This window comes from Candidatus Rhodoblastus alkanivorans (assembly GCF_022760755.1).
Classification (GTDB): domain Bacteria; phylum Pseudomonadota; class Alphaproteobacteria; order Rhizobiales; family Beijerinckiaceae; genus Rhodoblastus; species Rhodoblastus alkanivorans.
Window position 1 is genome coordinate 335,173 of sequence record NZ_JAIVFP010000001.1, and the last position, 22,944, is coordinate 358,116.

The 22,944-nt window shown below is 56.6% G+C and carries 18 protein-coding genes and 3 pseudogenes; 9 read left to right on the forward strand and 12 right to left on the reverse strand.

All coding sequences use genetic code 11. The features are described 5' to 3' along the window. Nucleotides 1-10: 10 nt before the first annotated feature. Nucleotides 11-886 carry an undecaprenyl-diphosphate phosphatase gene (locus K2U94_RS01575; protein WP_243065535.1) on the reverse strand — a complete coding sequence of 292 codons (876 nt, stop codon included), beginning with the start codon at nucleotides 884-886 and terminating at the stop codon, nucleotides 11-13. Between the two features lie 83 nt (nucleotides 887-969). Next, nucleotides 970-2,952 carry a protein meaA gene (locus K2U94_RS01580; protein ID WP_243065536.1) on the reverse strand — a complete coding sequence of 661 codons (1,983 nt, stop codon included), beginning with the start codon at nucleotides 2,950-2,952 and terminating at the stop codon, nucleotides 970-972. A 321-nt stretch (nucleotides 2,953-3,273) separates the two neighbouring features. Here K2U94_RS01580 and ccrA point away from each other — a divergent pair, with 321 nt between their 5' ends. Continuing rightward, nucleotides 3,274-4,677, forward strand: coding sequence for a crotonyl-CoA carboxylase/reductase (ccrA, locus tag K2U94_RS01585; RefSeq protein WP_243065537.1), 1,404 nt, complete (start codon nucleotides 3,274-3,276; stop codon nucleotides 4,675-4,677). Nucleotides 4,678-4,811: 134 nt separating this feature from the next. Here ccrA and K2U94_RS20390 read toward each other — a convergent pair whose 3' ends face one another. After that, nucleotides 4,812-5,372: an ISAs1 family transposase gene (locus K2U94_RS20390; RefSeq protein ID WP_336606142.1), complete on the reverse strand. Its 561-nt coding sequence runs from the start codon at nucleotides 5,370-5,372 to the stop codon at nucleotides 4,812-4,814. A gap of 19 nt (nucleotides 5,373-5,391) precedes the next feature. Continuing rightward, a pseudogene (locus tag K2U94_RS20395) lies at nucleotides 5,392-5,928 on the reverse strand (ISAs1 family transposase); the annotation flags it as partial. Between the two features lie 260 nt (nucleotides 5,929-6,188). Here K2U94_RS20395 and K2U94_RS01595 point away from each other — a divergent pair. The 3 genes and pseudogenes from K2U94_RS01595 to K2U94_RS01605 form a co-directional block, all read left to right on the forward strand. Continuing rightward, nucleotides 6,189-8,669 carry a DNA translocase FtsK gene (locus K2U94_RS01595; RefSeq protein WP_243065538.1) on the forward strand — a complete coding sequence of 827 codons (2,481 nt, stop codon included), beginning with the start codon at nucleotides 6,189-6,191 and terminating at the stop codon, nucleotides 8,667-8,669. 133 nt (nucleotides 8,670-8,802) lie between these two features. Continuing rightward, entirely contained in the window at nucleotides 8,803-9,489 is a 687-nt protein-coding gene (locus K2U94_RS01600) for an outer-membrane lipoprotein carrier protein LolA (RefSeq protein WP_243065539.1), read from the forward strand. Nucleotides 9,490-9,589: 100 nt separating this feature from the next. Beyond that, nucleotides 9,590-10,132 (forward strand): annotated as a pseudogene (locus K2U94_RS01605) (exodeoxyribonuclease III); the annotation flags it as partial. A gap of 14 nt (nucleotides 10,133-10,146) precedes the next feature. Here K2U94_RS01605 and K2U94_RS01610 read toward each other — a convergent pair. After that, a protein-coding gene (locus tag K2U94_RS01610) for an IS3 family transposase (protein WP_243065398.1) occupies nucleotides 10,147-11,405 on the reverse strand; the annotation gives its coding sequence in 2 pieces (ribosomal slippage) (nucleotides 10,147-11,066 and nucleotides 11,066-11,405; 1,260 coding nt in all). Between the two features lie 93 nt (nucleotides 11,406-11,498). Here K2U94_RS01610 and K2U94_RS01615 point away from each other — a divergent pair. Continuing rightward, a complete protein-coding gene (locus K2U94_RS01615) occupies nucleotides 11,499-11,741 on the forward strand; it encodes an endonuclease/exonuclease/phosphatase family protein (RefSeq protein WP_243065540.1) in 243 nt (80 codons plus the stop codon). Nucleotides 11,742-11,749: 8 nt separating this feature from the next. Here K2U94_RS01615 and K2U94_RS01620 read toward each other — a convergent pair whose 3' ends face one another. Next, on the reverse strand, nucleotides 11,750-12,211 hold the full coding sequence (locus K2U94_RS01620) for a cyclic nucleotide-binding domain-containing protein (RefSeq protein ID WP_243065541.1): 462 nt from the start codon (nucleotides 12,209-12,211) through the stop codon (nucleotides 11,750-11,752). 44 nt (nucleotides 12,212-12,255) lie between these two features. Continuing rightward, complete coding sequence (locus K2U94_RS01625) at nucleotides 12,256-12,942, reverse strand: response regulator transcription factor (RefSeq protein ID WP_243065542.1); 687 nt, start codon at nucleotides 12,940-12,942, stop codon at nucleotides 12,256-12,258. Between the two features lie 59 nt (nucleotides 12,943-13,001). On the opposite strand from K2U94_RS01625, the pseudogene K2U94_RS20700 reads away from it, so the two are divergent. Beyond that, nucleotides 13,002-13,556 (forward strand): annotated as a pseudogene (locus K2U94_RS20700) (L,D-transpeptidase family protein); the annotation flags it as partial. 35 nt (nucleotides 13,557-13,591) lie between these two features. On the opposite strand, the gene K2U94_RS01630 reads toward K2U94_RS20700, so the two are convergent. Next, nucleotides 13,592-14,296, reverse strand: coding sequence for a YggS family pyridoxal phosphate-dependent enzyme (locus tag K2U94_RS01630; protein WP_243065543.1), 705 nt, complete (start codon nucleotides 14,294-14,296; stop codon nucleotides 13,592-13,594). Between the two features lie 165 nt (nucleotides 14,297-14,461). On the opposite strand from K2U94_RS01630, the gene leuS reads away from it, so the two are divergent. The 3 genes from leuS to holA are packed head-to-tail and all read left to right on the forward strand — an operon-like array spanning nucleotide 14,462 to nucleotide 18,661. After that, complete coding sequence (gene leuS / locus K2U94_RS01635) at nucleotides 14,462-17,083, forward strand: leucine--tRNA ligase (protein WP_243065544.1); 2,622 nt, start codon at nucleotides 14,462-14,464, stop codon at nucleotides 17,081-17,083. A 52-nt stretch (nucleotides 17,084-17,135) separates the two neighbouring features. Then, entirely contained in the window at nucleotides 17,136-17,618 is a 483-nt protein-coding gene (locus K2U94_RS01640) for an LPS assembly lipoprotein LptE (protein WP_243065545.1), read from the forward strand. Beyond that, complete coding sequence (gene holA / locus K2U94_RS01645; protein WP_243065546.1) at nucleotides 17,618-18,661, forward strand: DNA polymerase III subunit delta; 1,044 nt, start codon at nucleotides 17,618-17,620, stop codon at nucleotides 18,659-18,661. The genes K2U94_RS01640 and holA overlap by 1 nt, the downstream gene beginning before the upstream one ends. An 18-nt stretch (nucleotides 18,662-18,679) precedes the next feature. On the opposite strand, the gene K2U94_RS01650 is transcribed toward holA, so the two are convergent. Genes K2U94_RS01650 through mnmG form a run of 4 tightly spaced genes read right to left on the reverse strand, consistent with a single transcriptional unit; the run spans nucleotide 18,680 to nucleotide 22,940 of the window. Beyond that, complete coding sequence (locus K2U94_RS01650) at nucleotides 18,680-19,543, reverse strand: ParB/RepB/Spo0J family partition protein (protein ID WP_243065547.1); 864 nt, start codon at nucleotides 19,541-19,543, stop codon at nucleotides 18,680-18,682. Between the two features lie 37 nt (nucleotides 19,544-19,580). Beyond that, nucleotides 19,581-20,399 carry a ParA family protein gene (locus K2U94_RS01655; RefSeq protein WP_243065548.1) on the reverse strand — a complete coding sequence of 273 codons (819 nt, stop codon included), beginning with the start codon at nucleotides 20,397-20,399 and terminating at the stop codon, nucleotides 19,581-19,583. A gap of 10 nt (nucleotides 20,400-20,409) precedes the next feature. Continuing rightward, complete coding sequence (rsmG, locus tag K2U94_RS01660) at nucleotides 20,410-21,048, reverse strand: 16S rRNA (guanine(527)-N(7))-methyltransferase RsmG (protein WP_243065549.1); 639 nt, start codon at nucleotides 21,046-21,048, stop codon at nucleotides 20,410-20,412. Continuing rightward, nucleotides 21,045-22,940 carry a tRNA uridine-5-carboxymethylaminomethyl(34) synthesis enzyme MnmG gene (gene mnmG, locus K2U94_RS01665; protein WP_243065550.1) on the reverse strand — a complete coding sequence of 632 codons (1,896 nt, stop codon included), beginning with the start codon at nucleotides 22,938-22,940 and terminating at the stop codon, nucleotides 21,045-21,047. Before mnmG ends, rsmG begins: the two co-directional genes overlap by 4 nt. Between the last annotated feature and the right edge of the window lie 4 nt (nucleotides 22,941-22,944).

The following is a 22,944-nucleotide window of genomic DNA, read 5'->3' on the forward strand; positions in this document are numbered from 1 at the left end:
TCGGCCGCCCCTATTTCAGCCAGCCCTGGGCGACGCCCACCAGAAGAACGATGCCGATGAAAAAGCGATAAACGACAAACGGCCACGAAGAAAAACGTTCCAGGATTCGCATCAAACCCCAGATCGCCACGAAGGCGGAGATCGAGGCGACCACAAGGCCGACGCCGAGAATCATCCAACCCTCTGCAGGCAGATGGGCCTTGAAAAGTTCATAGAATTCCTTGACCCCTGCAAGGAAGATCGCCGGCAAGCCCAAGAGGAAAGAGAAGCGCGCCGCTTCCTCACGCTCCAGATCAAGGAACATGGCCGCGGTCAAAGTCGAGCCTGAGCGCGAAACGCCGGGAATCAGCGCGCCAACCTGCGCCAAACCGACGAGCATGGCATCCTTCAGCGAGACATTGTCGAGAGTCCGACGATGAGAACAAAATTTTTCAGCCAGAGCCAGCAGCAATGACATGACGATGCTGGAGACGCCGATCACCCAAAGGCTTCGCAACGACGACCCGCAGGCGTTGAGAGATTTCGACAGCAGGACGCCAAAAATGACCAGCGGCACGGTCGCGAGCATGATCCAGGTCGTGAAACGGAACTGCCAATCCCGGAAATCGCGGCGGCGCACAGCGTCGATCGAGCCGAAGGCGAACCCCCGAACATCGCTCCAGAAATAGGAAACGACCGCAGCCAGCGCGGCCATTTGCATGGCGGCGGAAAAGGCGGAGCCCGGATCGCGCCAGCCCAAAAGAGCAGGCACGATACGCATATGCGCCGTCGAAGAAATCGGCAAAAGCTCGGTTATGCCCTGAACGACGCCGAGCGCCGCGACTTTGGCGGCGCCCAATTCGATGAATCCCGTGTCCAAACCCTGCGTGCAGGCTCCAACCGACATTAATCACCCCCGCCGAATCACAGCATGCGCCTTTGACAGTTCTGGCAAAGCCGCCAGGAGCTTTCAATCACGTTCGGCACGGATCACGCCGGAACGGCGCTGTTCTCGACGACGCGGACGATGTCGGCCATAATGGCGTTCAGTTCGTAATCCTTGGGCGTATAAACAGCGGCTACGCCTTCGGACAACAGCAGTTTCTCATCTTCGGACGGGATGATGCCGCCGACGATGACCGGCACATCAGCTATTCCTAGCGCTTTCATTCGTTCCAGGACATCGCGGACGAGCGGCACATGCGAGCCAGAAAGGATTGAAAGCCCCACAACGTGCACGCCTTCCTCGAGAGCGGCGTTCACGATTTCCGCGGGTGTAAGGCGGATCCCCTCGTAAACCACTTCCATGCCGGCGTCACGAGCCCGAACCGCTATTTGTTCGGCGCCATTGGAATGGCCGTCGAGGCCCGGCTTTCCCACCAGAAATTTGATGCGGCGCCCAAGCTTCTTTGAAACCCGCTCTACCTCCGCTCGAACCGGGTCGAGCGAACCGCCGGACTGCCGCGCGCTACGTCCAACGCCCGTCGGCGCGCGGAATTCGCCAAAGACCTCGCGCAGGGTCTGGCCCCACTCGCCAGTGGTCACCCCCGCCTTGGCCGCCACGATCGACGGCTCCATGATATTTCGACCTTCCTGCGCGGCTGCCCGCAAAGCGGCGAGCGCATTGGCGACGGCGGCGCCGTCGCGTTGTTCGCGCCATGCCGTGAGGCGTTCGATTTGTTCGGCCTCGACACGATGCGGAACAACTAGGATCGCGCCGTCGCCCGTCGTGAGCGGCGATGGCTCCGTTTCGGTAAACCTGTTTACCCCAATGACGGTTTGGTCGCCCGCCTCGATCGCCTCCAACCGACGCGTATTCGATTCGACAAGCTTGGATTTGAGATATCCGGATTCGACCGCGGCGACCGCGCCGCCCATTGCGTCGATGGTGGCAAGCTCCGCGAGAGCTTCCCGTTTGAGTTCATCGACCTTCTTCGTCAATTCGACCGAACCGTCGAAAAGATCGCCATATTCCAGCAGATCGGTCTCGTAAGCCAGAATCTGTTGCAAGCGCAGCGACCATTGCTGGTCGAAGGGCCGAGGCAATCCCAGCGCCTCGTTCCAGGCGGGGAGCTGAACGGCCCTGGCGCGCGCCTTCTTCGACAACACGACCGCGAGCGTTTCGATGAGGATTCGATAGACGTTGTTTTCGGGCTGCTGTTCCGTCAGGCCCAAGGAATTGACCTGAACGCCATAGCGGAAACGGCGGAACTTTTCCTCCTTCACGCCATAGCGGTCGTGCGTGAGTTCGTCCCAGAGTTCCGTGAAGGCGCGAACCTTGGCGAGTTCCGTGACGAAACGCATGCCGGCGTTGAGAAAGAAGGAGATGCGTCCAACGACCTCGCCAAAATCAGCGTCGGAAACCTCCCCCGAGCTTTTGACCATATCGAGAATGGCGACGGCTGTCGCGAGCGCATAAGAAAGTTCCTGCACCGGCGTCGCGCCGGCTTCCTGCAAATGATAGGAGCAGACATTCATCGGATTCCACTTGGGAACCTCTTTCGTCGTGAACAGAATGACATCCTTCGTCAAACGCAGCGACGGGCCGGGCGGAAAGACATAAGTTCCACGGGACAGATATTCCTTGATGATGTCGTTTTGCGTCGTGCCCTGCAGCATAGTGCGGGGAGCGCCTTGCGCGTCAGCTGCGGCGATATAGAGCGACAGGAGCCAGGGAGCCGTCGCGTTGATCGTCATCGAAGTGTTCATTTGCGCGATCGGAATCCCTTCGAACAAATTGTTCATATCGCCGAGATGGGAGACCGGGACGCCGACCTTGCCGACTTCGCCGCGGGACAAGGGATGATCGGAATCATAGCCCGTCTGCGTCGGCAGGTCGAAAGCGATGGACAAGCCAGTCTGGCCTTTCGCCAAATTACTCCGATAAAGCTTGTTCGACTCGACCGCCGTCGAATGACCCGCATAGGTTCGGAAAATCCAGGGCTTGTCGCGACCAGGAGCTGTCGTCGTCATCAGAACCTCTCTTTCGAACGTGGCGCTTGCCGCCTATATCGTTCGGGTCAAAATTCAAATGAAAGATTTGCCTTACTTTGGTGCGGAGCACAATCGGCTTGCGCCGGCAGGCCTCAAAGAAGCCATCGGCGGACGATTCAACCTAACAAGTTGATTATACAAATTTAATTTAACCGCCAGGCGCTGGGTGATCCTGAGAACAAAATAGGCGCCAACTTTAGCACAAGGCAAAAAATGGTGCGGGCGCTCGCCAAAGCAAGATATTGTGTATATTGGCGCGGGAAGATCCCACGTGGCCGAATGAATCTTTGGAAAGTGCGGATGGTCGGCGATTCCATTTGGGAGAACGAGGCGTTTGCTCGTCGGAAGCCCTTTGGAGTCGATCCTGCAACGATCTCAAGCGGTTATGAACGACAGGAGTCAGTATTGAGCAATGAAACGCCGACGGCGGGCGGCGCGAATGCCGCGAACCAGCCGGTCCTCAAAGACCTCTATGCCATTGGAGAGATTCCTCCGCTCGGCCACGTGCCGAAAAACATGCACGCCTGGGTAATTCGCAAGGAACGGCACGGCCCCCCGGAATCCGCGATGCAGCTCGAAGTCGTGCCGACCTGGGAACTGGACAGCCATGACGTCCTCGTCCTCGTCATGGCCGCAGGCGTCAATTACAACGGCGTTTGGGCGGCCCTGGGCGAACCGATCTCCACGCTTGATGTGCATAAATTGCCGTACCATATCGCGGGCTCCGACGCTTCCGGCATCGTCTGGGCGGTCGGATCGAAGGTGAAGCGTTGGAAGGTCGGCGACGAAGTCGTCGTGCACTGCAATCAAGACGACGGCGATGACGAGGAATGCAACGGCGGCGATCCGATGTTTTCATCTTCGCAGCGGATCTGGGGCTATGAAACCCCCGACGGTTCGTTCGCCCAATTCTGTCGCGTTCAGGACCGTCAATTGATGGTTCGCCCCAAACACCTCACTTGGGAAGAAAGCGCCTGCTACACTTTGACGCTGGCGACAGCTTATCGGATGCTTTTCGGTCACGAGCCCCATCGCCTCAAGCCGGGCGACAATGTCCTCGTATGGGGCGCATCCGGCGGCCTTGGCGTTTTCGGCGTGCAATTGATCGCCGCCGCAGGAGCCAACGCAATTGGCATCATTTCAGACGAGTCGAAACGCGACTATGTCCTTTCGCTGGGAGCCAAAGGCGTCGTCAATCGCAAGGACTTCAAGTGTTGGGGACAATTGCCTAAGGTCAATTCCACCGAATACAACGACTGGCTCAAGGAAGCCCGACGTTTCGGCAAAGCGATCTGGGATATAACCGGAAAGAAAGACGTCGATATCGTCTTCGAACATCCTGGAGAAGCGACGTTCCCGGTTTCGACGCTGGTCGTGAAACGCGGCGGAATGGTTGTTTTTTGCGCCGGCACGAGCGGTTTCAACCTGACGTTCGATGCGCGCTATGTCTGGATGCGCCAAAAGCGAATTCAGGGTTCGCACTTCGCCCATCTCAAACAAGCCGCCGCAGCCAATAATTTCGTCGTCGATCGTCGCGTCGATCCCTGCATGTCGGAGGTCTTTCCTTGGGAGCAGATTCCGTTGGCGCATACCAAGATGTGGAAAAACCAACATGCGCCTGGCAACATGGCCGTCCTGGTCAACTCCACGCAATCGGGCCTTCGGACGTTGGAGGATGTGATCGACGCGGGTAAATCGCGCTGATCCGTCTGCTGATATGAGCGGGGCTTCGGCCCCGCTTTCTCAAAATTCGTCGGTTCGCCAGACCCCTATTTCTCGGCGGCGCGAAAGTCACGTTTATTTCTGCGTCGCACATCGCTCCCAGGGCTGTTCAGTTCTCAATACAATCCTGGCATGGCGAGGATGAGATTGAGGTCGAGCGCGGCGCGCCAGCGGGCATTTTTGATGTTGTCGCATCCGGCGGCCCTGAGCAGGTTGTAGGCGAAAGAACGCAGGCGGGCGGCGATATCCGGATTCTTGCGAATGCGTGAGGCGTCCTCGGCGAACGCGACATCGCGCACATAATGGCTGGAGTTTTCGATCGGCCAATGGCCGCGTATCCATTCATTCCACTGTTCGGGCGTCGGACCGTTGAGCGATGACACCCAAAAGACGACCTCACTCGTTTGCCGGCAAAGCCCGGTCGTGGGATCGCGTTTGCAGACGGTGCGCTCCAGCCGCAGGACGGTCTTGATCAGCTTTTCCCACGGCGTGTGGCGGAACCACGCCTTGGCCGGAAACACCGTAAGTTCCCGCGTTTCCCAGCGATTGCGGCCTGAGGACTTGCTCGTCGCGGAGCCGCTCGGCTTGCGCCCCATTGATCCAAGTTCGAGCCGGCGGCGCAATTTCGGCTGGTTGTCCTTGACTTGCGTGAGCAGATGATTGCCCGAAGCGATCACGCGCCCGAAGGCTTTTTTGACAATGCTCGGCGTCGAGGGTGAAGAGGCTGCCCTTCAGGCCGAGCGCCTCGATCAATTCCGGCGCCGCAGGTATTTCATTGCTCTTCTCCTCGACCATCAGATGTCCGAGCACGATTTGATCGGCTTGGCGCAACGCCGACAGCATGTGCGCGGCCTTACGGTCGCAGAAGGCGTCGAAACTGCCGCGCAGGGTCTTGCCGTCAACGGCGATCGCCGTCGGACCCTCGGGCGATGGCGGCGCCTCGATCAAGGCGGCATGGCGGCGAAACGCCTCCTCCAGAGCCGTTGGATCGATCCCTTGCAAAATCAGCCGCAGGCCTGAATAGGATGGCGTATAACGCAGGCTCAGGTTGAAGGCTTCGTTCAGGCGCCGTCGGTGAGCGCGAATGAATTCATGCAGCTGCCGATAGGAATTGGCGCCAGCGGCCATGCCCAGGATGGCGTAGAGCAGCACCGTCGCCAGTTCAAACCGCTGTCCTTCCCGTCGCCGATGATCCGGGACCGAGCGCAAAATCTCCAATAGCGACACCGCCATCCGACAACCTCCGATTCGGGTTGTCGCTGATAGATTCACACATTTTCGCTCCTGGGAATCCCGGAACGCCTTTAAAGTCTAAAGAACTGAACAGCTCTGCAGCGCTCCACTCAAGCGCCAGACTTAAAATACTTCAGCATAAACGCATTATATAAGCTTAAATAAAATATTAACCTCCCCATCGTAAAGTTAATTAAACGTTAACCGATAGCTTTTAGACTTCCGGCAGCCTTTCAGTACGAACAGCCCGGGCTTTGATCATGCGCGCGACCACATTCGGCTTCGGCGAGATATTGCCGGAATCGGCGCGGGAATTCGCTCTCCGTCGCCTACAGGAATTTGTCGGTCTCGCTGTCATGGCGCTGACCGTCGCCCTCGGCGTCGCCTTGGCGACGTGGTCCATTTCCGACCCAAGCTTGAACCATGCGACGAACGCCGCGGTGCATAATCTTCTTGGCGCGAAAGGCGCCATCGTCGCAGATCTTGTCATGCAAATGCTCGGCGTCAGCGCGATTGTCCTTCTCGCCCCTTTGGGAATGTTCGGCTGGAGAGTTTTTTCGCATCGCGGCGTTGGCGGCATCGCGCGTTTCCTTGTTTACTGGTTTGTCGGAGTCTTCAGCGCCGCCGCTGTCGCTTCCCTTCTCCCAATGACCGATCGCTGGCCCCTGCCGACAGGCCTTGGCGGCGTCATCGGCGACGCCCTCGTTGTGTTGCCAAAGCGCTATTTCTCCCCCTTTGGCCTTGCGCTCTCAGGCGTGACTTACCTTGCGATCGCCATCCTGTCTTTGGCGGCCTCACTCGGGCCAGGCGCGCCGGATCAAGAAAATGACGAAAAGATCGACGCCACGGATTCCGGCGCCCAGCGCGACTCCTCGAAAGCCCCGCCGAACGTCCATTCCACGATTGCTCGCGATTCGACGCCTTTCCCGAAGTTTTTTTCAACTTTGTCGCTTCTGCAGAGCATTTTTCGTTTGCCCCATAGAGGCGCGAAGCCGAACCACGAGATAGCAGGCCGACAATTCAATGAATTGCGATCGACCTTCGAATATCCTCCCAAAACGATTGCCGAGGCTCACACGGGCGCGACTGGCGAAGGATCATCGTATACCGTTGAAAATCAAGGCAAACGGTTTGAACCCGTTGGACACGGAAAGAAACGGCTCCAGATTGGCCCGTCCGACTCTTCAGCGATTGGGGGCAGCGTCGCACTGACGTCATATGCCCCGCCATCAACCAACCTTCTCGCCCCAGGCAAAAAGCTCACCGGAGCGGTGACGCAGGATTCTCTTGAGCAGAACGCCCGTCTTCTTGAAGGCGTTTTGGAGGATTTCAGCGTCAAGGGTGACATAGTTAGCGTCTATCCCGGGCCTGTTGTGACGCTTTACGAGTTCGAGCCGGCGCCGGGGATCAAGTCGTCGCGGGTGATCGGGCTTTCGGACGATATCGCGCGCTCGATGTCGGCGGTTTCCGCCCGCGTCGCCGTGGTGCCGGGGCGCAACGCCATCGGCATCGAATTGCCCAATCCCCGCCGCGAGACCGTCTATCTGCGCGAACTGCTCGCCTCGCCCGATTTCGTCGAGACCCGCCACAAGCTCGCCATCGCCTTGGGAAAAACCATCGGCGGCGAGCCGGTCATCGTCGATCTCGCCAAAATGCCCCATCTGCTCGTCGCCGGCACCACCGGCTCCGGCAAGTCGGTCGCCATCAACACCATGATCCTGTCGCTGCTCTACAAGCACAAGCCGCAGGAATGCCGCCTCATCATGGTCGATCCCAAAATGCTGGAATTGTCCGTCTATGACGGCATCCCGCACCTCCTCACCCCCGTCGTCACCGATCCCAAAAAGGCGGTCGTCGCCCTCAAATGGGCGGTGCGCGAGATGGAGGACCGCTACAAGAAAATGTCCAAGCTCGGCGTGCGCAACATCGACGGCTTCAACGCCCGCGTCGCCGAGGCCCGCGAAAAGGGCGAGATCATCTCGCGCACGGTGCAGACCGGCTTCGATCGCGAGACCGGCGAGGCGGTCTATGAAGAGGAGCAGATGGACCTCGCCGTCCTGCCCTATATCGTCGTCATCGTCGATGAAATGGCCGATCTCATGATGGTCGCCGGCAAGGAGATCGAAGGCGCGATCCAGCGCCTGGCGCAAATGGCGCGCGCCGCCGGCATTCATCTCATCATGGCGACCCAGCGCCCTTCGGTCGATGTCATCACCGGCACGATCAAGGCCAATTTCCCGACCCGCATCTCATTCCAGGTGACGTCGAAAATCGACAGCCGGACGATCCTGGGCGAGATGGGCGCGGAGCAGCTCCTGGGCCAGGGCGACATGCTTTACATGCAGGGCGGAGGGCGGATTTCCCGCGTGCACGGGCCTTTCGTGTCGGATGTCGAGGTCGAGAAGGTGGTGGCCCATCTGAAGATGCAGGGCCAGCCGGAATATCTCGACGCGGTGACGGTGGAGGACGAGGGCGAGGACGACGAGGCTGACGCCACAACCTATGCCGGCGACGACGAGGGCAGCGACCTCTTCGACCGCGCGGTGGCGATCGTGCTGCGCGACAAGAAATGCTCGACCTCTTATGTCCAGCGCCGGCTTTCGATCGGCTACAACAAGGCGGCGTCGCTGGTCGAACGCATGGAAAAGGAAGGGGTGGTAGGCCCCGCCAACCACGCCGGCAAACGCCAGATTCTCATCGGCGGCGGCATAGATCGCGGCGCGTTCGAGGTCGGCGAATAACCTCCGCAATAGCGCCACATGTTCGATTTAATCCGGCGCAATCGCTTCGTAGCGGCCAATTTGGCGCTACGCGCCCGCGCTCCTGGGAGACGAAATGTTAAGCCGAATTACGCCCCGTAGGGGAACAAATTTGATGCAGGGCTTCAGGACAGCCCTTATCGGCGCGACGATTTTCGTGACGACCAATTGCGCCTTGGCGCAAAAACATCCGGCATTGACGAGCAGAGCTACAAAAGCCGCGCCCCAACCGGTCGCTGAGCAAAGCGTTCCGCTCGATCCGCAACTCGCGATTCAAATGGCGAACGACTATTTCAACGCAGCGCATGTCATGACAGCCGACTTCGTTCAGGTCGGCGCCGACGGACGACGCTCAGAAGGTAAGCTTTACGTCTTAAAACCTGGACGGCTGCGTTTTGAATATGCCTTGCCCGCGACAATGGAGATTATCGCAGATGGCGTTTCCGTCGCGATTCGCGATCGCAAGCTTCAGACGCAGCAACTTTATTTTATCAGTCAAACGCCATTGAAATTCTTGCTCAAGGACAAATTACACCTGTCAAAAGACGTAAAGGTTACAGGCGTAACGTCCAACGACAAATCCACGATTATCACCATCGAGGATGATTCCACCTTTGGTGGAACGTCTATCATTAAATTGAATTTCGATCGAAGAAATTTCACCTTGCAGCAATGGGAAGTCACCGACCCACAGGGTTACGAAACGCTTGTCACGCTTCATAATGTCGACCTCAAGACCACTCCGGACCCAAAGCTCTTCCGAATTCCGCCGACGAACTTCTGGCCGTCTCGAAATAATTGATCGGCATCGTTGTAAATTTCTTCCGCCCGCTTGATCATGGCGCCCGTTTCGGTTTAGTCCCGCGCAACAGACCGCCGTCGTCCCGTCCAGAGCCATCGCCTTGAAATTGAAGATCACGACCTGGAATATCAATTCCGTCCGGCTCCGCTTCTCGCAGGTCGCCCATTTCCTGACGACACACAGTCCCGATGTGCTTTGTCTTCAAGAAACAAAATGCCGCGACAGCGAATTTCCCAGTTCTGAGTTTCGTAAGATTGGTTATGAACATCAAGCGATCAACGGACAGAAGGGATACCATGGCGTCGCAATAATTTCTCGCCTGCCACTTAGCGCCATTGAACGAAAAAATTTTTGCGCGGTTGGCGACGCACGGCATATTTCCGCTTCCATAATTGTTGCCAGCAAGCCGGTCCGGATAGATAACTTCTATGTGCCAGCTGGCGGCGACGAGGCAGATCCCGAGAAAAATCCTAAATTTGCCCACAAACTGGCCTTCCTTGAAGAAATAGACCAGTTGCTGTGTGAGGATCCATTTACCAAAAACATGGCGCTCATCGTAGGAGATTTAAATATAGCTCCATTCGAGAATGACGTTTGGAATCATCGCGCGTTGCTGCAAGTTGTCAGCCACACTCCAGTTGAAACTGTTGTAGCCCCTTAAGTTTCGGACAGACACTCTCCGGCTTCGGCGGCCAAGCGATCCGCGATGAACTCGCGGGGTGAACGATAGCCAAGCGCGCGATGCGGATGGCGTGTGTTGTAATGCTCGAACCACGACGGCAGCAAGCGGATCACGGTTTCGGCGTCCGGCAGTGGCGACACGCGCGCGTAATCGCGTTTGATCGTGCGGACGAAGGCTTCGGCCATTCCATTCGATTGGGGGCTTTCGACCGGCGTGGTCAGCGGCTCAAGGCCGATTTCGCGGGCAAAATGTTTCGTGTCGCCAGCGATGTAGCAAGACCCGTTGTCGGTCAGCCATTCGATCGGGCTGGGCAGGCGATTGACCGGGCCAAAGCGATATTCGACGGCGCTGACCATCAGGTCGCGGATGTCCTCGCCCTTGACGCCCGCCGTCGTGGCGACATGGCCGAGGGCTTCCCGGTCGCAGCAATCAAGCGCGAAGGCGACGCGGACTTTTTCGGCATTGTCGCAAGCGATCTCGAAGCCGTCGGAACACCAACGCAGGTTGGAGCGCAGAACGGCGATCTTGCCGTCATGCCGGCGGTTTTCGCCGCCGCCGGCATGACGTTGAAGCAACAGGCCGTGCGCCCTCATCACCCGATAAACCCGCTTGCGGTTGACCGGCGCCGCGCCCTCGGCGCGTCTTTTGCGGCGCAGGTCGGCCCACACGCGGGCGTAGCCCCAGGACGGCTGTTCGGCGATGATCCCCTTGATCTCGCAGAGCAGATCGTCTTCCGGCAGGGGCGGTCGGCCCATGCGTTTGGCCGCGCCGCCGGCAATGCGCGCGGCGACATTCGAGCGGGCGACGCCGAGGGTTTCGCAGACGGCCTTCATCGCGAACCGTCCCGTGGATTGAGCGTCGGCAGCGACAACGACCGCAACATCCGTTTTTTTGAGCCTACGGCGACTTCAAGCGCCTCTTTGAGGATTTCGGCCTCCATCGACTTCTTGCCGAGCAGGCGCTGCAGTTCGCGCACCTGGTCGACCAAAGCCCTGTAGGCGGACGCCGGAACGACGTCCTCCTCGGCCTGCGTCGCGGTCAGGGCGCCTTGGTTCGCCAGCCGCCGCCAGGTGAACAGCTGATTGGGGGCGATGCCGTGACGGCGCGCGACAAGGCTAACCGTCATGCCCGGCTCCATCGTCTCGGCAATGATCGCCAATTTCTCCGCCGACGTGCGCCGACGCCGTCGTTCTCGGCCCGGCAGGACCTCACTCTTCGGATTGTCACCAGTCATAAACACCACATTACTCCTACCTCTTAGCGAAGTGGGAGTGCCTGTCCGGCGACTTACGGGGCTATTTCAGAAACCGATAAATTGATAGCAATCATGAAACGGGGGAATTGGATCGACACTTTGCGGCGTTTCACGCCGCTCGACCAAAAACTATATACTTGGTGGAGCTATAGATCCCCAAATTGGTCAAATTCGAATAAGGGGCGCCGGCTCGACCATATCTGGGCCTCGCAATTGCTGGAGCCTTTCCTTGCAAATATCGAAATTCTACGGGAGGCGCGCGGTTGGGAGCGCCCATCCGACCATGTCCCGGTTAGCCTCAATTTGCAGTTCTGACTGCTAACCTAAAATTTCGGCGTCGATAGAATTCTTTGGGTGCGCCCCACCTCCGCTCCGAACGTTTCAATTTCTTGAACCAGCGATTTTCTCATCGCGGCGGCGCTCGTTGGAAATTCGCTTAGAACACGGAAAAAAAGATCGCGTGACAGCTTTAACGTTGCTGAATTTTCCTGCGCGATCGCCGTATTTGCTGCTACGGCTTCGGCAATCAAACCATGTGATCCGATCAGCGCGCCCGATCCAACCATTTTGTTTTTCGCCGCGCCGCCGCGATCATTGACCAGTAGAATGGCCCCGGACAATACCAGATAGCTCGCCTTTAGATGATCGCCCTGCTTAAAAACGATTTCCCCGCTTCCAAATTCCACTTCTGGCGCCGCAAAGGCAAGCAATCGCAACGCTTCGAGTTCCAATGCAGCGAAGAGTTTGAGCCGCTTGAGAGCCTCTATTTTGTTCCCTACAGACATGGCGTTCCGGATTTATCTCGCTTCGAAAGGGTCGCCGAACTGATCTATATCGCCAAGCGATACCCGCCCGCATCCGTCAATAATAGCTTAGCACTCGCAGGATCATTTTCTATTTTCTGTCTAAGGCGATAAATATGTGTCTCCAAAGTGTGAGTCGTGACATTTGAATTATACCCCCACACATCTCTCAGAAGATCTTCCCTGGAGACTACACATCCCTTCGCTCGATTGAGGTATTGCAGGATAGCCGTTTCCTTTTCAGTAAGCCTGAGCTTTGCCCCGTTTTCCGACACCAACATTTTTGTGTTGGGACTAAATGTGTAAGCTCCGATCTGGAAAGTTGCATCCTCGCTCAGTTCGTACTGACGCAAATGGGCCCTAATTCTCGCCAAAAGTACCGCGAATCGAAACGGTTTGTTGACATAGTCATTAGCGCCGGAATCAAATCCAGAAACGATGTCGTTTTCCGAATCGTGAGCTGTCAGCATGATGACCGGCTTATTGAAGCCTTCGGCGCGAAGACGCCTGACGGCGTCTCGTCCATCGACGTCAGGCAAACCCACGTCCATGATAACCAGGTCGATGGTGTCGTTCCGAATGGCCTCCAAGGCCTGGGAAGCGTCGGCGGCCTGGACGGCGACAAATTCGTCGTGAATACTTAATTGCTCGGCCAGGGAAAGCCGCAGAAGAGGGTCATCATCGACAATCAAAATCCGACGGATTTGCGACATGAATGATCCTGTGACGGGCGCAAACGGCTGGCTGAGAGGCAATACCAAATGGTTGTGGGATGAAACAGCCTCCAGGGAAAAGAGAATCTACGCCGACGAGAAATCTTCGTCAAAAGGTGGATATATTCCACCGTAGGGGCTCCCATCGTCTTTCGCATCTGTTCGTTCGTTCTCTCCCGCTTTTGCCGGCTCGCCCGCGTTGCGCCGTGCTGTCCGCCGGCTCTCGCTCATTGCGCTGCGCCGTCGGGCGCAATGGCGTCGGCGTGAAGCGGATCGAGGGCGACTCGATCACACCGATAGGACATTACAACATCGTCAACTGGTATGCTCGATTCGATCGGAAGCCTCGTTTTCGCGTCGGCTGCGTCATGATTTCCAGGTCGACGGGTTGGTGCGACGACCCACACTCATTTGCATATAATCGAATCGTCAGATTGCCTCATCCGTTCAGCGCCGAAACGCTGTGGAGAGACGATCATCTCTATGATCTCGTCGGAGTCATCAATTTTAACTTCCGACCGCGCATTCGCGGCCGGGGTAGTGCGATTTTTCTTCATTTTGCGCAAAATGACTTGGCGCCAACCGCTGGCTGCGTCGCCCTCCACACAACGGAGCTTTACAAGCTGAAATCCATCTTGTCGGCGCGAGCTCAGATTTTCATTGGCGACAGGTATTGGCGCCGTTCGCCGAAGATCGCCGATCCGACCCTGACCAGCGTCGCGCCCATCTGGACGGCCAATTCGAAATCGGCGCTCATCCCCATCGAGAGCTCTCGGAGTTGAAATTCCCGCGCCAGCTCATTCAACAAAGCGAAATGAGGAGATGCGAGCTGATCGACAGGCGGAATGCACATCAAGCCCGAGATGTCCAAATTTGCTTCATCACGGCAAATTTGCAGGAAGCGTGACAGATCGCGTGGAAAGACGCCGGACTTTTGCAGCTCTTCGCCGGTATTGACCTGAACGAAACATTTCGGCTTGCGACCCGTCTTCCGCATCGCCGCTGAGACCGCCATCGCAATTTTCGGTCGATCCAAGGTCTGAATGACATCAAAAAGCGCGACTGCGGCGTCCGCCTTATTCGACTGCAGCGGCCCGATCAGATGCAATTCGATATCCGGATAGCTGGATGAAAGATTTGGCCACTTTTCCACGGCTTCCTGCACGCGGTTTTCGCCGAAGGCCCGCTCGCCGGCCTCAATAATGGGAAGGATATCCTGGTGGCCGAACCCCTTCGAAACACAGATGAGCTTTACAGCATCTTCCACACGTCCCACATCCTGACAGGCTCGCCGCAAACGCGCCCTGACATCGACGAGTCCACTCGCGGCCGGCGCCGTTTCTATCGTACTCAATTCATTCCTCCGCAAACGACGGTTAGATCATTTCATCCGCTGAGGCTGAGCGAATGATGCGCCGCGAAACCTCTGTCGCAAAAGAATCGGCCGCGAGCGGGCGATTGACCATAGTGCGAAAATCATGCTCTCTGCAGCCAAATTCCTGTTTGCCGCGAGATGGATATGGCTGGCCGTTCTGAACGTTACAATGCCCGCGAAGTCGAACCGAAATGGCAGAAAATATGGCAGGAACGAAGCACTTTTCGGACCGCCAACGACGACAATCGGCCCAAATATTACGTTTTGGAGATGTTCCCGTACCCGTCGGGCCGAATCCACATGGGGCACGTTCGAAATTACGCGATGGGCGATGTCGTCGCCCGCGTCATGCGCGCCAAAGGATATAACGTGCTCCACCCCATGGGCTGGGACGCCTTCGGCATGCCCGCCGAAAACGCCGCAAGATTGAACGGCTCACACCCGGCGATTTGGACCTATGAGAACATCGCAACCATGCGAAAGCAGTTGCAGAGCATGGGCTTGTCCATCGATTGGTCCCGGGAAATAGCGACCTGCGATCCGAGCTATTACAAACACCAGCAATCCATGTTTCTGGATATGCTCGAAAAGGGATTGGCATATCGGAAGAACGCCAAAGTAAATTGGGACCCGGTGGATCAGACCGTTTTGGCGAATGAACAGGTGATCGACGGGCGCGGTTGGCGGTCGAACGCTCCCGTCGAACAACGAGAATTGACCCAATGGTTCTTCAAGATCACGGATTTCGCCGACGACCTCCTGAATTCGCTGGACGGCCTGGATCGCTGGCCGGAAAAAGTGCGGCTGATGCAAAAAAATTGGATTGGCCGGTCGGAAGGCGCGCTTATCCACTTCTCATTGGCGCAACCCGCTCCCGTCGCCGAGATATCTGTTTATACCACCAGACCGGATACGATATTTGGAGCGAAGTTTGTCGCCATAGCTCCCGACCATCCGCTAGCCCGCGAACTCGCAAACAACAATCCTGAATTGCGCTCCTTTGTCGAGGAGTGCCAGCGGGTGGGCACTTCGGTGGCCGCCCTCGAGACGGCCGAAAAGAGAGGCTTTGACACAGGGCTGAAAGCCAATCACCCCCTCGACCCCGATTGGAAGCTCCCGGTTTACGTCGCCAATTTCGTCCTCATGGACTATGGCGCCGGCGCCATTTTTGGCTGCCCCGCGCATGATCAGCGCGATTTTGACTTCGCGAAGGCATATGGTCTTGGCTATACCGTCGTGGTTTGCCCCGAAGGCGTCCAAGAATCGGATTTCGTTCTCGACAATGCGGCTTATGAGGGCGATGGCCGAATGATCAATTCGCGCTTCCTCAATGGGATGACGCCAAAGGAAGCTCAGATCGAAGTCGTCCGCCGGATGGAAGGTGAGTTTCTTGACGGGCGGCGGCGCGCGGAAAGGAAGGTCAATTTCAAATTGAGGGATTGGGGCATTTCACGCCAGCGCTATTGGGGCTGCCCAATTCCTGTAATCCATTGCGCGGAATGCGGCGTTGTTCCTGCGCCTCGGGCAAGTCTTCCGATTACATTGCCAGCCGACGTCACATTCGATGTGCCGGGCAATCCTTTGGATCGGCACCCGACTTGGAGGATCACGACCTGTCCCCAATGCGGTCGCGCCGCCCAGCGGGAAACCGATACGATGGACACTTTCGTCGATTCGTCGTGGTACTTCGCTCGTTTTACTGATCCCACCAATGAGGTCGCGCCGACGACGCGATCCGTCGTCGATCATTGGCTGCCGGTTGATCAATATATCGGCGGAATCGAGCACGCTATCCTTCACCTCCTTTATTCCCGCTACTTCACGCGGGCGATGAAGGAAACCGGTCATCTGAGCCTGAAGGAGCCCTTCGCGGGACTGTTCACCCAGGGAATGGTAGTCCACGAAACCTATCGCGCTCAAGACGGCGGCTGGCTTTCCCCGACGGAAATTCGGACTGACGACGCGTCAACCCCGCGCCAGGTGTTTTCCTTGAAAGACGGCTCACCGGTTGAAATCGGCGCGATCGAGAAAATGTCGAAATCGAAACGCAACACTGTTGATCCCGACGATATCATCGGCAGTTTCGGCGCTGATACGGCGCGTTGGTTTATGCTTTCTGATTCCCCTCCTGATGGCGACGTGATTTGGACGGAAGAGGGCATTCAAGGCGCGGCGAAATTCGTTCAGAAACTGTGGCGTCTCATTGGGGACATCGCCGACCTCTGTTCAAACGCCGCACATGAGACACTGCCGTCCGAATTCGCCAATCGAGTGAGGAAAGTCGCCCATACCGCCTTGGCTAAAGTCGACGCCGACCTTTCGAGGCTGCGGTTCAACCGCTGCGTCGCTCAGGTTTATGAACTGACAAATGAACTAAGAACGCTCCTCGCGGATGTTGATCACACCAATGCCGGCGATGATGTCCGAGCAGCTTTTCATGAATCCGGGAAAATTCTCATCCAGCTCTTCGCCCCGATGATGCCGCATCTCGGCGAAGAATGCTGGGCTACGCTCGGCGCTTCAAATCTCGTCGCCGAATCGGCTTGGCCAACGCTCGATCATTCTCTCATTGTCAACGATATGCTGAACCTTCCTGTTCAAATAAATGGCAAGAAGAGAGCGGATATCATCATCGCACGCGATGCGACATCCAAGCAAATCGAACACGCGGTGTTAGGACTTGACGCCGTTCAGCGTTTTCTGGAAGGGCGACAGCCGCGAAAGATTGTCATTGTGCCGCAAAGGATCGTCAATGTTGTCGTCTAAAACTTTCGGAAAGATGGCTCCATCAAGGCGTTCTCGCAATTTGGCGACGGTCTTGATCCTGGCGGTTGGCTTGGCTAGCTGCGTTGAGCCTCTTTACGGCCCAAAATTCGACGGAGTATCAGTCGCCGCCGATCTCCGGGCCATCAAGGTCGAACCGATTCCAGATCGGATAGGCCATTACCTCGAGAATGAATTGATCTTTGCCCTCAACGGGACGGGCTCGACGCCCACCCCGAAATATCGCCTCGTCGTAACCGTTCACGAACGCTTGTCCACGCCGATCATCAATTCGGTCACCGGCGAAGCGCAAGCAGGCGATGTCAATGTCGACGCCGATTACCGTCTTTACAAAATCGCCGGCGACCAACAACCGATTGCAAGCGGCAATGTCACTGAGTTCGTTGTCTATGACCGTTCGACACAGCGCTTGTCCAATGTTCGCGCCGCGCGCGACGCCGAAATACGTAACGCCAAAATGCTTGCGGACCAGATACGGACGCGGATCGCGGTCGCGCTGGACAATCGAAAAACCTGATGGTCGCTATCGCGCATAGATTTGCGGACCAATATGTCCTGGAGCCGGAAAAGTCCCGCAATTTGTTTCTTGTGTTTGGGACAGATGCTGGATTGGTGTCCGAACGTTCAAGGCTTCTGCTTCAAAGCTACGCAAAGCTCAGCGCCTCGCCTCAGCGCACGCTCCATTTCTCCGGCGATGCCCTCGCATCCGATCCACGCGTTCTCCTCGACGAAATTCATTCGCTCGGTCTTTTCGACCGATCAGCCCCCGCAATTCGTATCTCACTCGGCAGCCGGAACCTCGTTCCGACGCTCGAGCTCATTGCGAAGAGCGCTCCATTCGAAGCTCACGTCATTATCGAAGGCGGGCCGCTCAAACGCACCGCGCCCATTCGATCCTGGTTCGAAAAGCATAATTTCGCCGTTGCAATCGAATGTTATGCAGATCAGCCGAAGGACCTTCGTCGACTGGTCGAGGCTGAATTTTCGGCTGCCGGCGCGTCGATCGACCATGACGTCATCGAGTTATTGCTTAACGTCTTAGGTGAAGATCGCCTGCTCAGCCGGCGCGAAATTGAAAAGCTTCTGTTGTATGCCCACGGCCAAAACAATATCAGCCGAGAACATGCGATAGAAATCTTGGCGAGTCACGCTTCGACCAAATCTGACGAGCTATTTATCGACGCCTTTAAGGGCGATCCAACCGCAACAATCTCGCATTTGTACAGCGCCAGCGCTCGCGCCTCTGAAGTCAACGCGATCGCGAATAACATGCTAAGGATCGCCATGGCGTTTAGCCACGCTCGCGCCCAACTGAACGGTGGCGCGGGCATCGAGGCGACGCTTCAAAATTTTCTCCGGACGCTCAACGCCTATAGCCACACCCAAGCCATAGCAGCCGAACTCAATTCTCGCTCGGCCGCCGACACCGCAAGTATCGTCAAACTCTTCTATGAACTCATCAAAGACACGCGGAAAAGCAGCATCCTGACCGAGGAGAGAATTTCCCGAGAATTTATCAAATTGGCCAAGGCTTCTGAAAAGAAACCGCGCCAATTTTGAGAACTGAAATTGCCAGCGTCAACCCTGCAAACGTTTGCACAAAGAGTCGAGCTGCTCCATCGACTGGTAAAGGATTTTAACCTGTCCGGCCTCATTCCGATGATCGATTTTCACCGAGAGCCCCAGAGAATCGGTAAGTGACTTCTCAAGCGCAAGCGTGTCAGCGTCCTTTTCCTTGACAGTGCGCGTAGGCGTTTCCGCGCCGGTTTCCTTGGTCTGAGCCAGCCGTTCGACATCTCGAACCGTCAGATCTTCTTCGACAATTTTTCGCGCGACCTGTTCAGGATCAGGAACGGACAATAAGGCGCGCGCATGTCCTGCGGAAATTAGTCCGTCAACGACAAACTGTTTAGCCTGCGCGGGCAACTTCAGTAGGCGCAAAGTGTTCGTGACCTGGCTTCGACTCTTGCCGATAATTTTTGCGAGGTCCTGCTGGCTGTATTCAAATTCGCTGATCAATTGCTGATAGCCTTGCGCTTCCTCGATTGCGTTCAGATCGGCTCTCTGAACATTCTCGATAATCGCCAATTCGAGCGACTGCCGCTCATCGGCTTCGACCACAACGACCGGAACTTCGTGCAATCCAGCGATTTGTGCAGCGCGCCAACGTCGTTCGCCGGCGATAATCTCGTACACATTGGAGACGCCGGAGAGCTCCCGAACGACAATTGGCTGGACAATGCCACGTTCCCGGATCGATTCGGCCAAATCACGAAGGTCATCTTCTTTAAAGGCCTGACGCGGGTTACGTGGATTTGGCCGCAAGAACTCAATGGCTGCTTTTGTGGGGCGCTGTTCGGCGCGCTCGACGTCCGCTCCACCAACGTCGCCAATCAGCGCCGCCAGGCCGCGTCCCAGCCGAGATTTTGTTTCCTCGCCCATCACAAGATGCCCCACTTTATCAAAGTCTGCGATCGATCTAGGCGGCGCGGAGATTTCGCTCGCGCTGGATGACCTCTGAAGCCAATTTGAGATAGGCCTGCGAGCCATTGCATTTCAGATCATACAGTAAAACCGGCTTGCCGTAGGACGGCGCCTCCGACACGCGGACGTTACGCGGGATAACAGTTTCATAAACCTTATCGCCGAGAAAGGCGCGAACGTCAGCAACGACTTGAGAGGCTAAGTTATTCCGTGAATCATACATGGTTAATACAATGCCATGGATCGCCAGCTTTTGATTAAGGCTTCGCTTGACCTGCTCCACCGTCGATAGAAGCTGCGACAGGCCCTCCAAGGCAAAAAATTCACATTGGAGCGGAACAAGCACGCTATCGGCCGCAGCAAGCGCGTTGATCGTCAACAGATTCAGCGATGGCGGACAATCGATCAGTACGTAAGTAATTTTTTCGCGACCGACAAGGGCGCCCCGTTCGATCAAATCGCGAAGGGCGTTTTTCAGGCGGAAATTGCGGTCCTTTTCATGCGCGATCGCCAATTCGACGCCGAGAAGATCGAGGGTCGACGGAGCGATGAAAAGCCGAGGCACGGAAGTTTGCCTTATCGCAGCATCAAGAGCGCGCTCGCCAAGCATGACTTCGAAAGTCGAAACCTCGCGCTGCTTCCGATCAATCCCCAGTCCCGTCGAAGCATTGCCTTGAGGATCGAGATCGATAAGCAGCACAACCTCTCCGATCGCCGCCAAAGCGGTGCCAAGGTTAATCGCAGTCGTTGTTTTGCCAACCCCGCCCTTCTGGTTCGCCACGACCAAAACCCGCACCTGATCAAGATTGCTCATGATGACACCTTCAGACGGGGCTTGCGGGCTGCCCAAGCCACCGGAGAGCGACGATTTTGCCGGCCGGATCGCATTGACTTGCGACGATCTCATAATGAAAACTAGTGAAGGCGCCCAAGTCGGTCAATTCATTTCCCAATGCTTTCCCCTTCAAAAACAGTCCGAGGGCCCCACCCCGCAGCGCCGGCTCAGCCAGACGCACCAATCTATTCATCGGCGCCAATCCACGCGCGGACACCACGTCGAATTTTGTTTGCCGGCAAATTTCGGAAAGGACGCCTTCGATACGTCCGACATGGATTTCAACAGCCGTCATTGTTTCACGTGAAACTTCTTGAAGAAACGCCGCCTTCCGCTTGTCTGCCTCGATCAGATATATCTTGCGAGCGGGGACGGGATTAACGATTCCAATGACCAATCCAGGAAATCCGGCGCCTGACCCTAAATCGACCCAATGGGACCAATCGCCGGCAAGGCGGATCAGCTGATAAGAATCCCGAAAATGCCTTTCCCAGGTATCGTTTAGTGTGCCGCCGGAAACCAGGTTGATCTTTTTCTGCCATTTCCGCAGGAGCACTTCATAAACGCTCAGCCGCTCGACCACATCCGCGGGCAAACCGTCCGCCTGACGGTTTTGCGATTTGCTCACCCTGCGAGTCCCCCAATATTGACGCGCTCTGTTCCGTTCCGCCTTACCCAGGCCAGGAGAAGCGCCAGCGCCGCTGGAGTCACCCCCTCGATGCGACCGGCTTGACTCAGGTTTTCCGGACGAGCTGAAGTCAGCTTTGCGCGGACTTCATTCGACAGGCCCATTATTTGACCGTAGTCGAAGTCCGCGCCTAAACGAATCGATTCTTCACGCCTTATCGCATTGGCAGACATTTCCTGGCGCTCGAGATAAACTGAATATTTCGCATCGACCTCAACCTGCGCTTTTGTCTTTCTGTCGAATCGATCGAGTTCGGGCCAGATTCGAACGAGATCCTCAAACGCGACATGGGGATAGGAGAGAATTGTGAACGCCGTCCGACGTGCGCCATCGCGGTTAAGGCGAATGCCGAAACCTTCCGCTTCACGACTGCCGATTTCCAGTGATTTCAACGATCCGCTCAAGGATTGCAGTTCTCGAGTCCGCACTTCGAATGCAGCGGCGCGTTCCGGGCTTACGCATCCAATGTCGATTCCCTTTGGCGTCAGACGAAGATCGGCGTTGTCGCAACGCAGCGAGAGTCGAAACTCGGCGCGGGATGTGAACATTCGATAAGGCTCCGATACGCCCCGGGCAACCAAATCGTCAATCATCACCCCGAGATATGCTTCCGTTCGATTAAATGTGACCTCTCGCAGGCTTCCCGCATAAGCTGCGGCATTCAGCCCCGCGACGACACCCTGTGCGCCCGCTTCTTCATATCCAGTGGTGCCGTTAATCTGACCCGCGAGAAATACCCCGGATGCGCGTTTGAGCTCAAGGGTGCTTTTCAATTCCCTCGGGTCGATAAAATCATATTCGACCGCATATCCAGGCCGGATCATTTCGACATTCTCCAGGCCTGGAATTGTCCTCAGAAATTCAAATTGCACGGACGCCGGGAGCGAGGTGGATATTCCGTTCGGATAGATCGTTTCATCGTCGAGCCCTTCGGGCTCGAGAAAAATTTGATGGCTTGATCGGTCCGAAAAGCGAACGACCTTATCCTCGATCGAGGGGCAATATCTCGGACCTCGGCCCGAGATCTGACCCGAAAAAATCGGCGCCCTTTCGAGATTCTGCCGAATCAAATCATGGCCTGCTTCCGTCGTATTCGTAATGGCGCACGAAACCTGTCGATTCGGACATGATGTCGTCAGCGCGGAAAAAAACTCGGGATCGTCGTCCCCAAACTGCTGTTCCAGTTCTCCCCATCGGATTGAGGATTTTTTCAATCTCGGAGGCGTCCCCGTTTTCAGCCGCCCAAGCTGCAAGCCCAAGGACTTCAAGCTATCGCTCAAATGCAGCGCCGGAGCGTCTCCCATCCGGCCTGCCGCTTCGATATGCTGTCCGATATGTATCGCGCCATTCAAAAAAGTTCCGCTCGCGACCACGATCGCTTTCGTACAAATGATCGAACCCTCGCGCAAATGCAGCCGGAAGTCTCTGGAACCAGGCGACCTTTCGAGTCCCTCAACGGAGCCCTCCAGCAAATGAAGATTTTCCGTTCGCGACAAGATCCCGCGCACAGCCTCACGAAACAGCTTTCTGTCAGCCTGGACGCGGGGCCCCCGGACTGCAGGACCCTTGGAACGATTCAACAGCCGAAATTGAATCCCGGCCAAGTCGGCGGCGCGTCCCATGATCCCGTCCAAGGCGTCGATTTCCCGAACAAGGTGACCCTTGCCAAGCCCACCTATCGCGGGATTACAAGACATCTCCCCGATTCTATCTATCTTGTGCGTGATCAACAGCGTGTCCGCGCCAAGTCGCGCCGCAGCGCCCGCTGCTTCGCAGCCGGCATGCCCACCCCCGACGACGACAACATCATATCGCTTCGAAGCTTCAACCATGGTC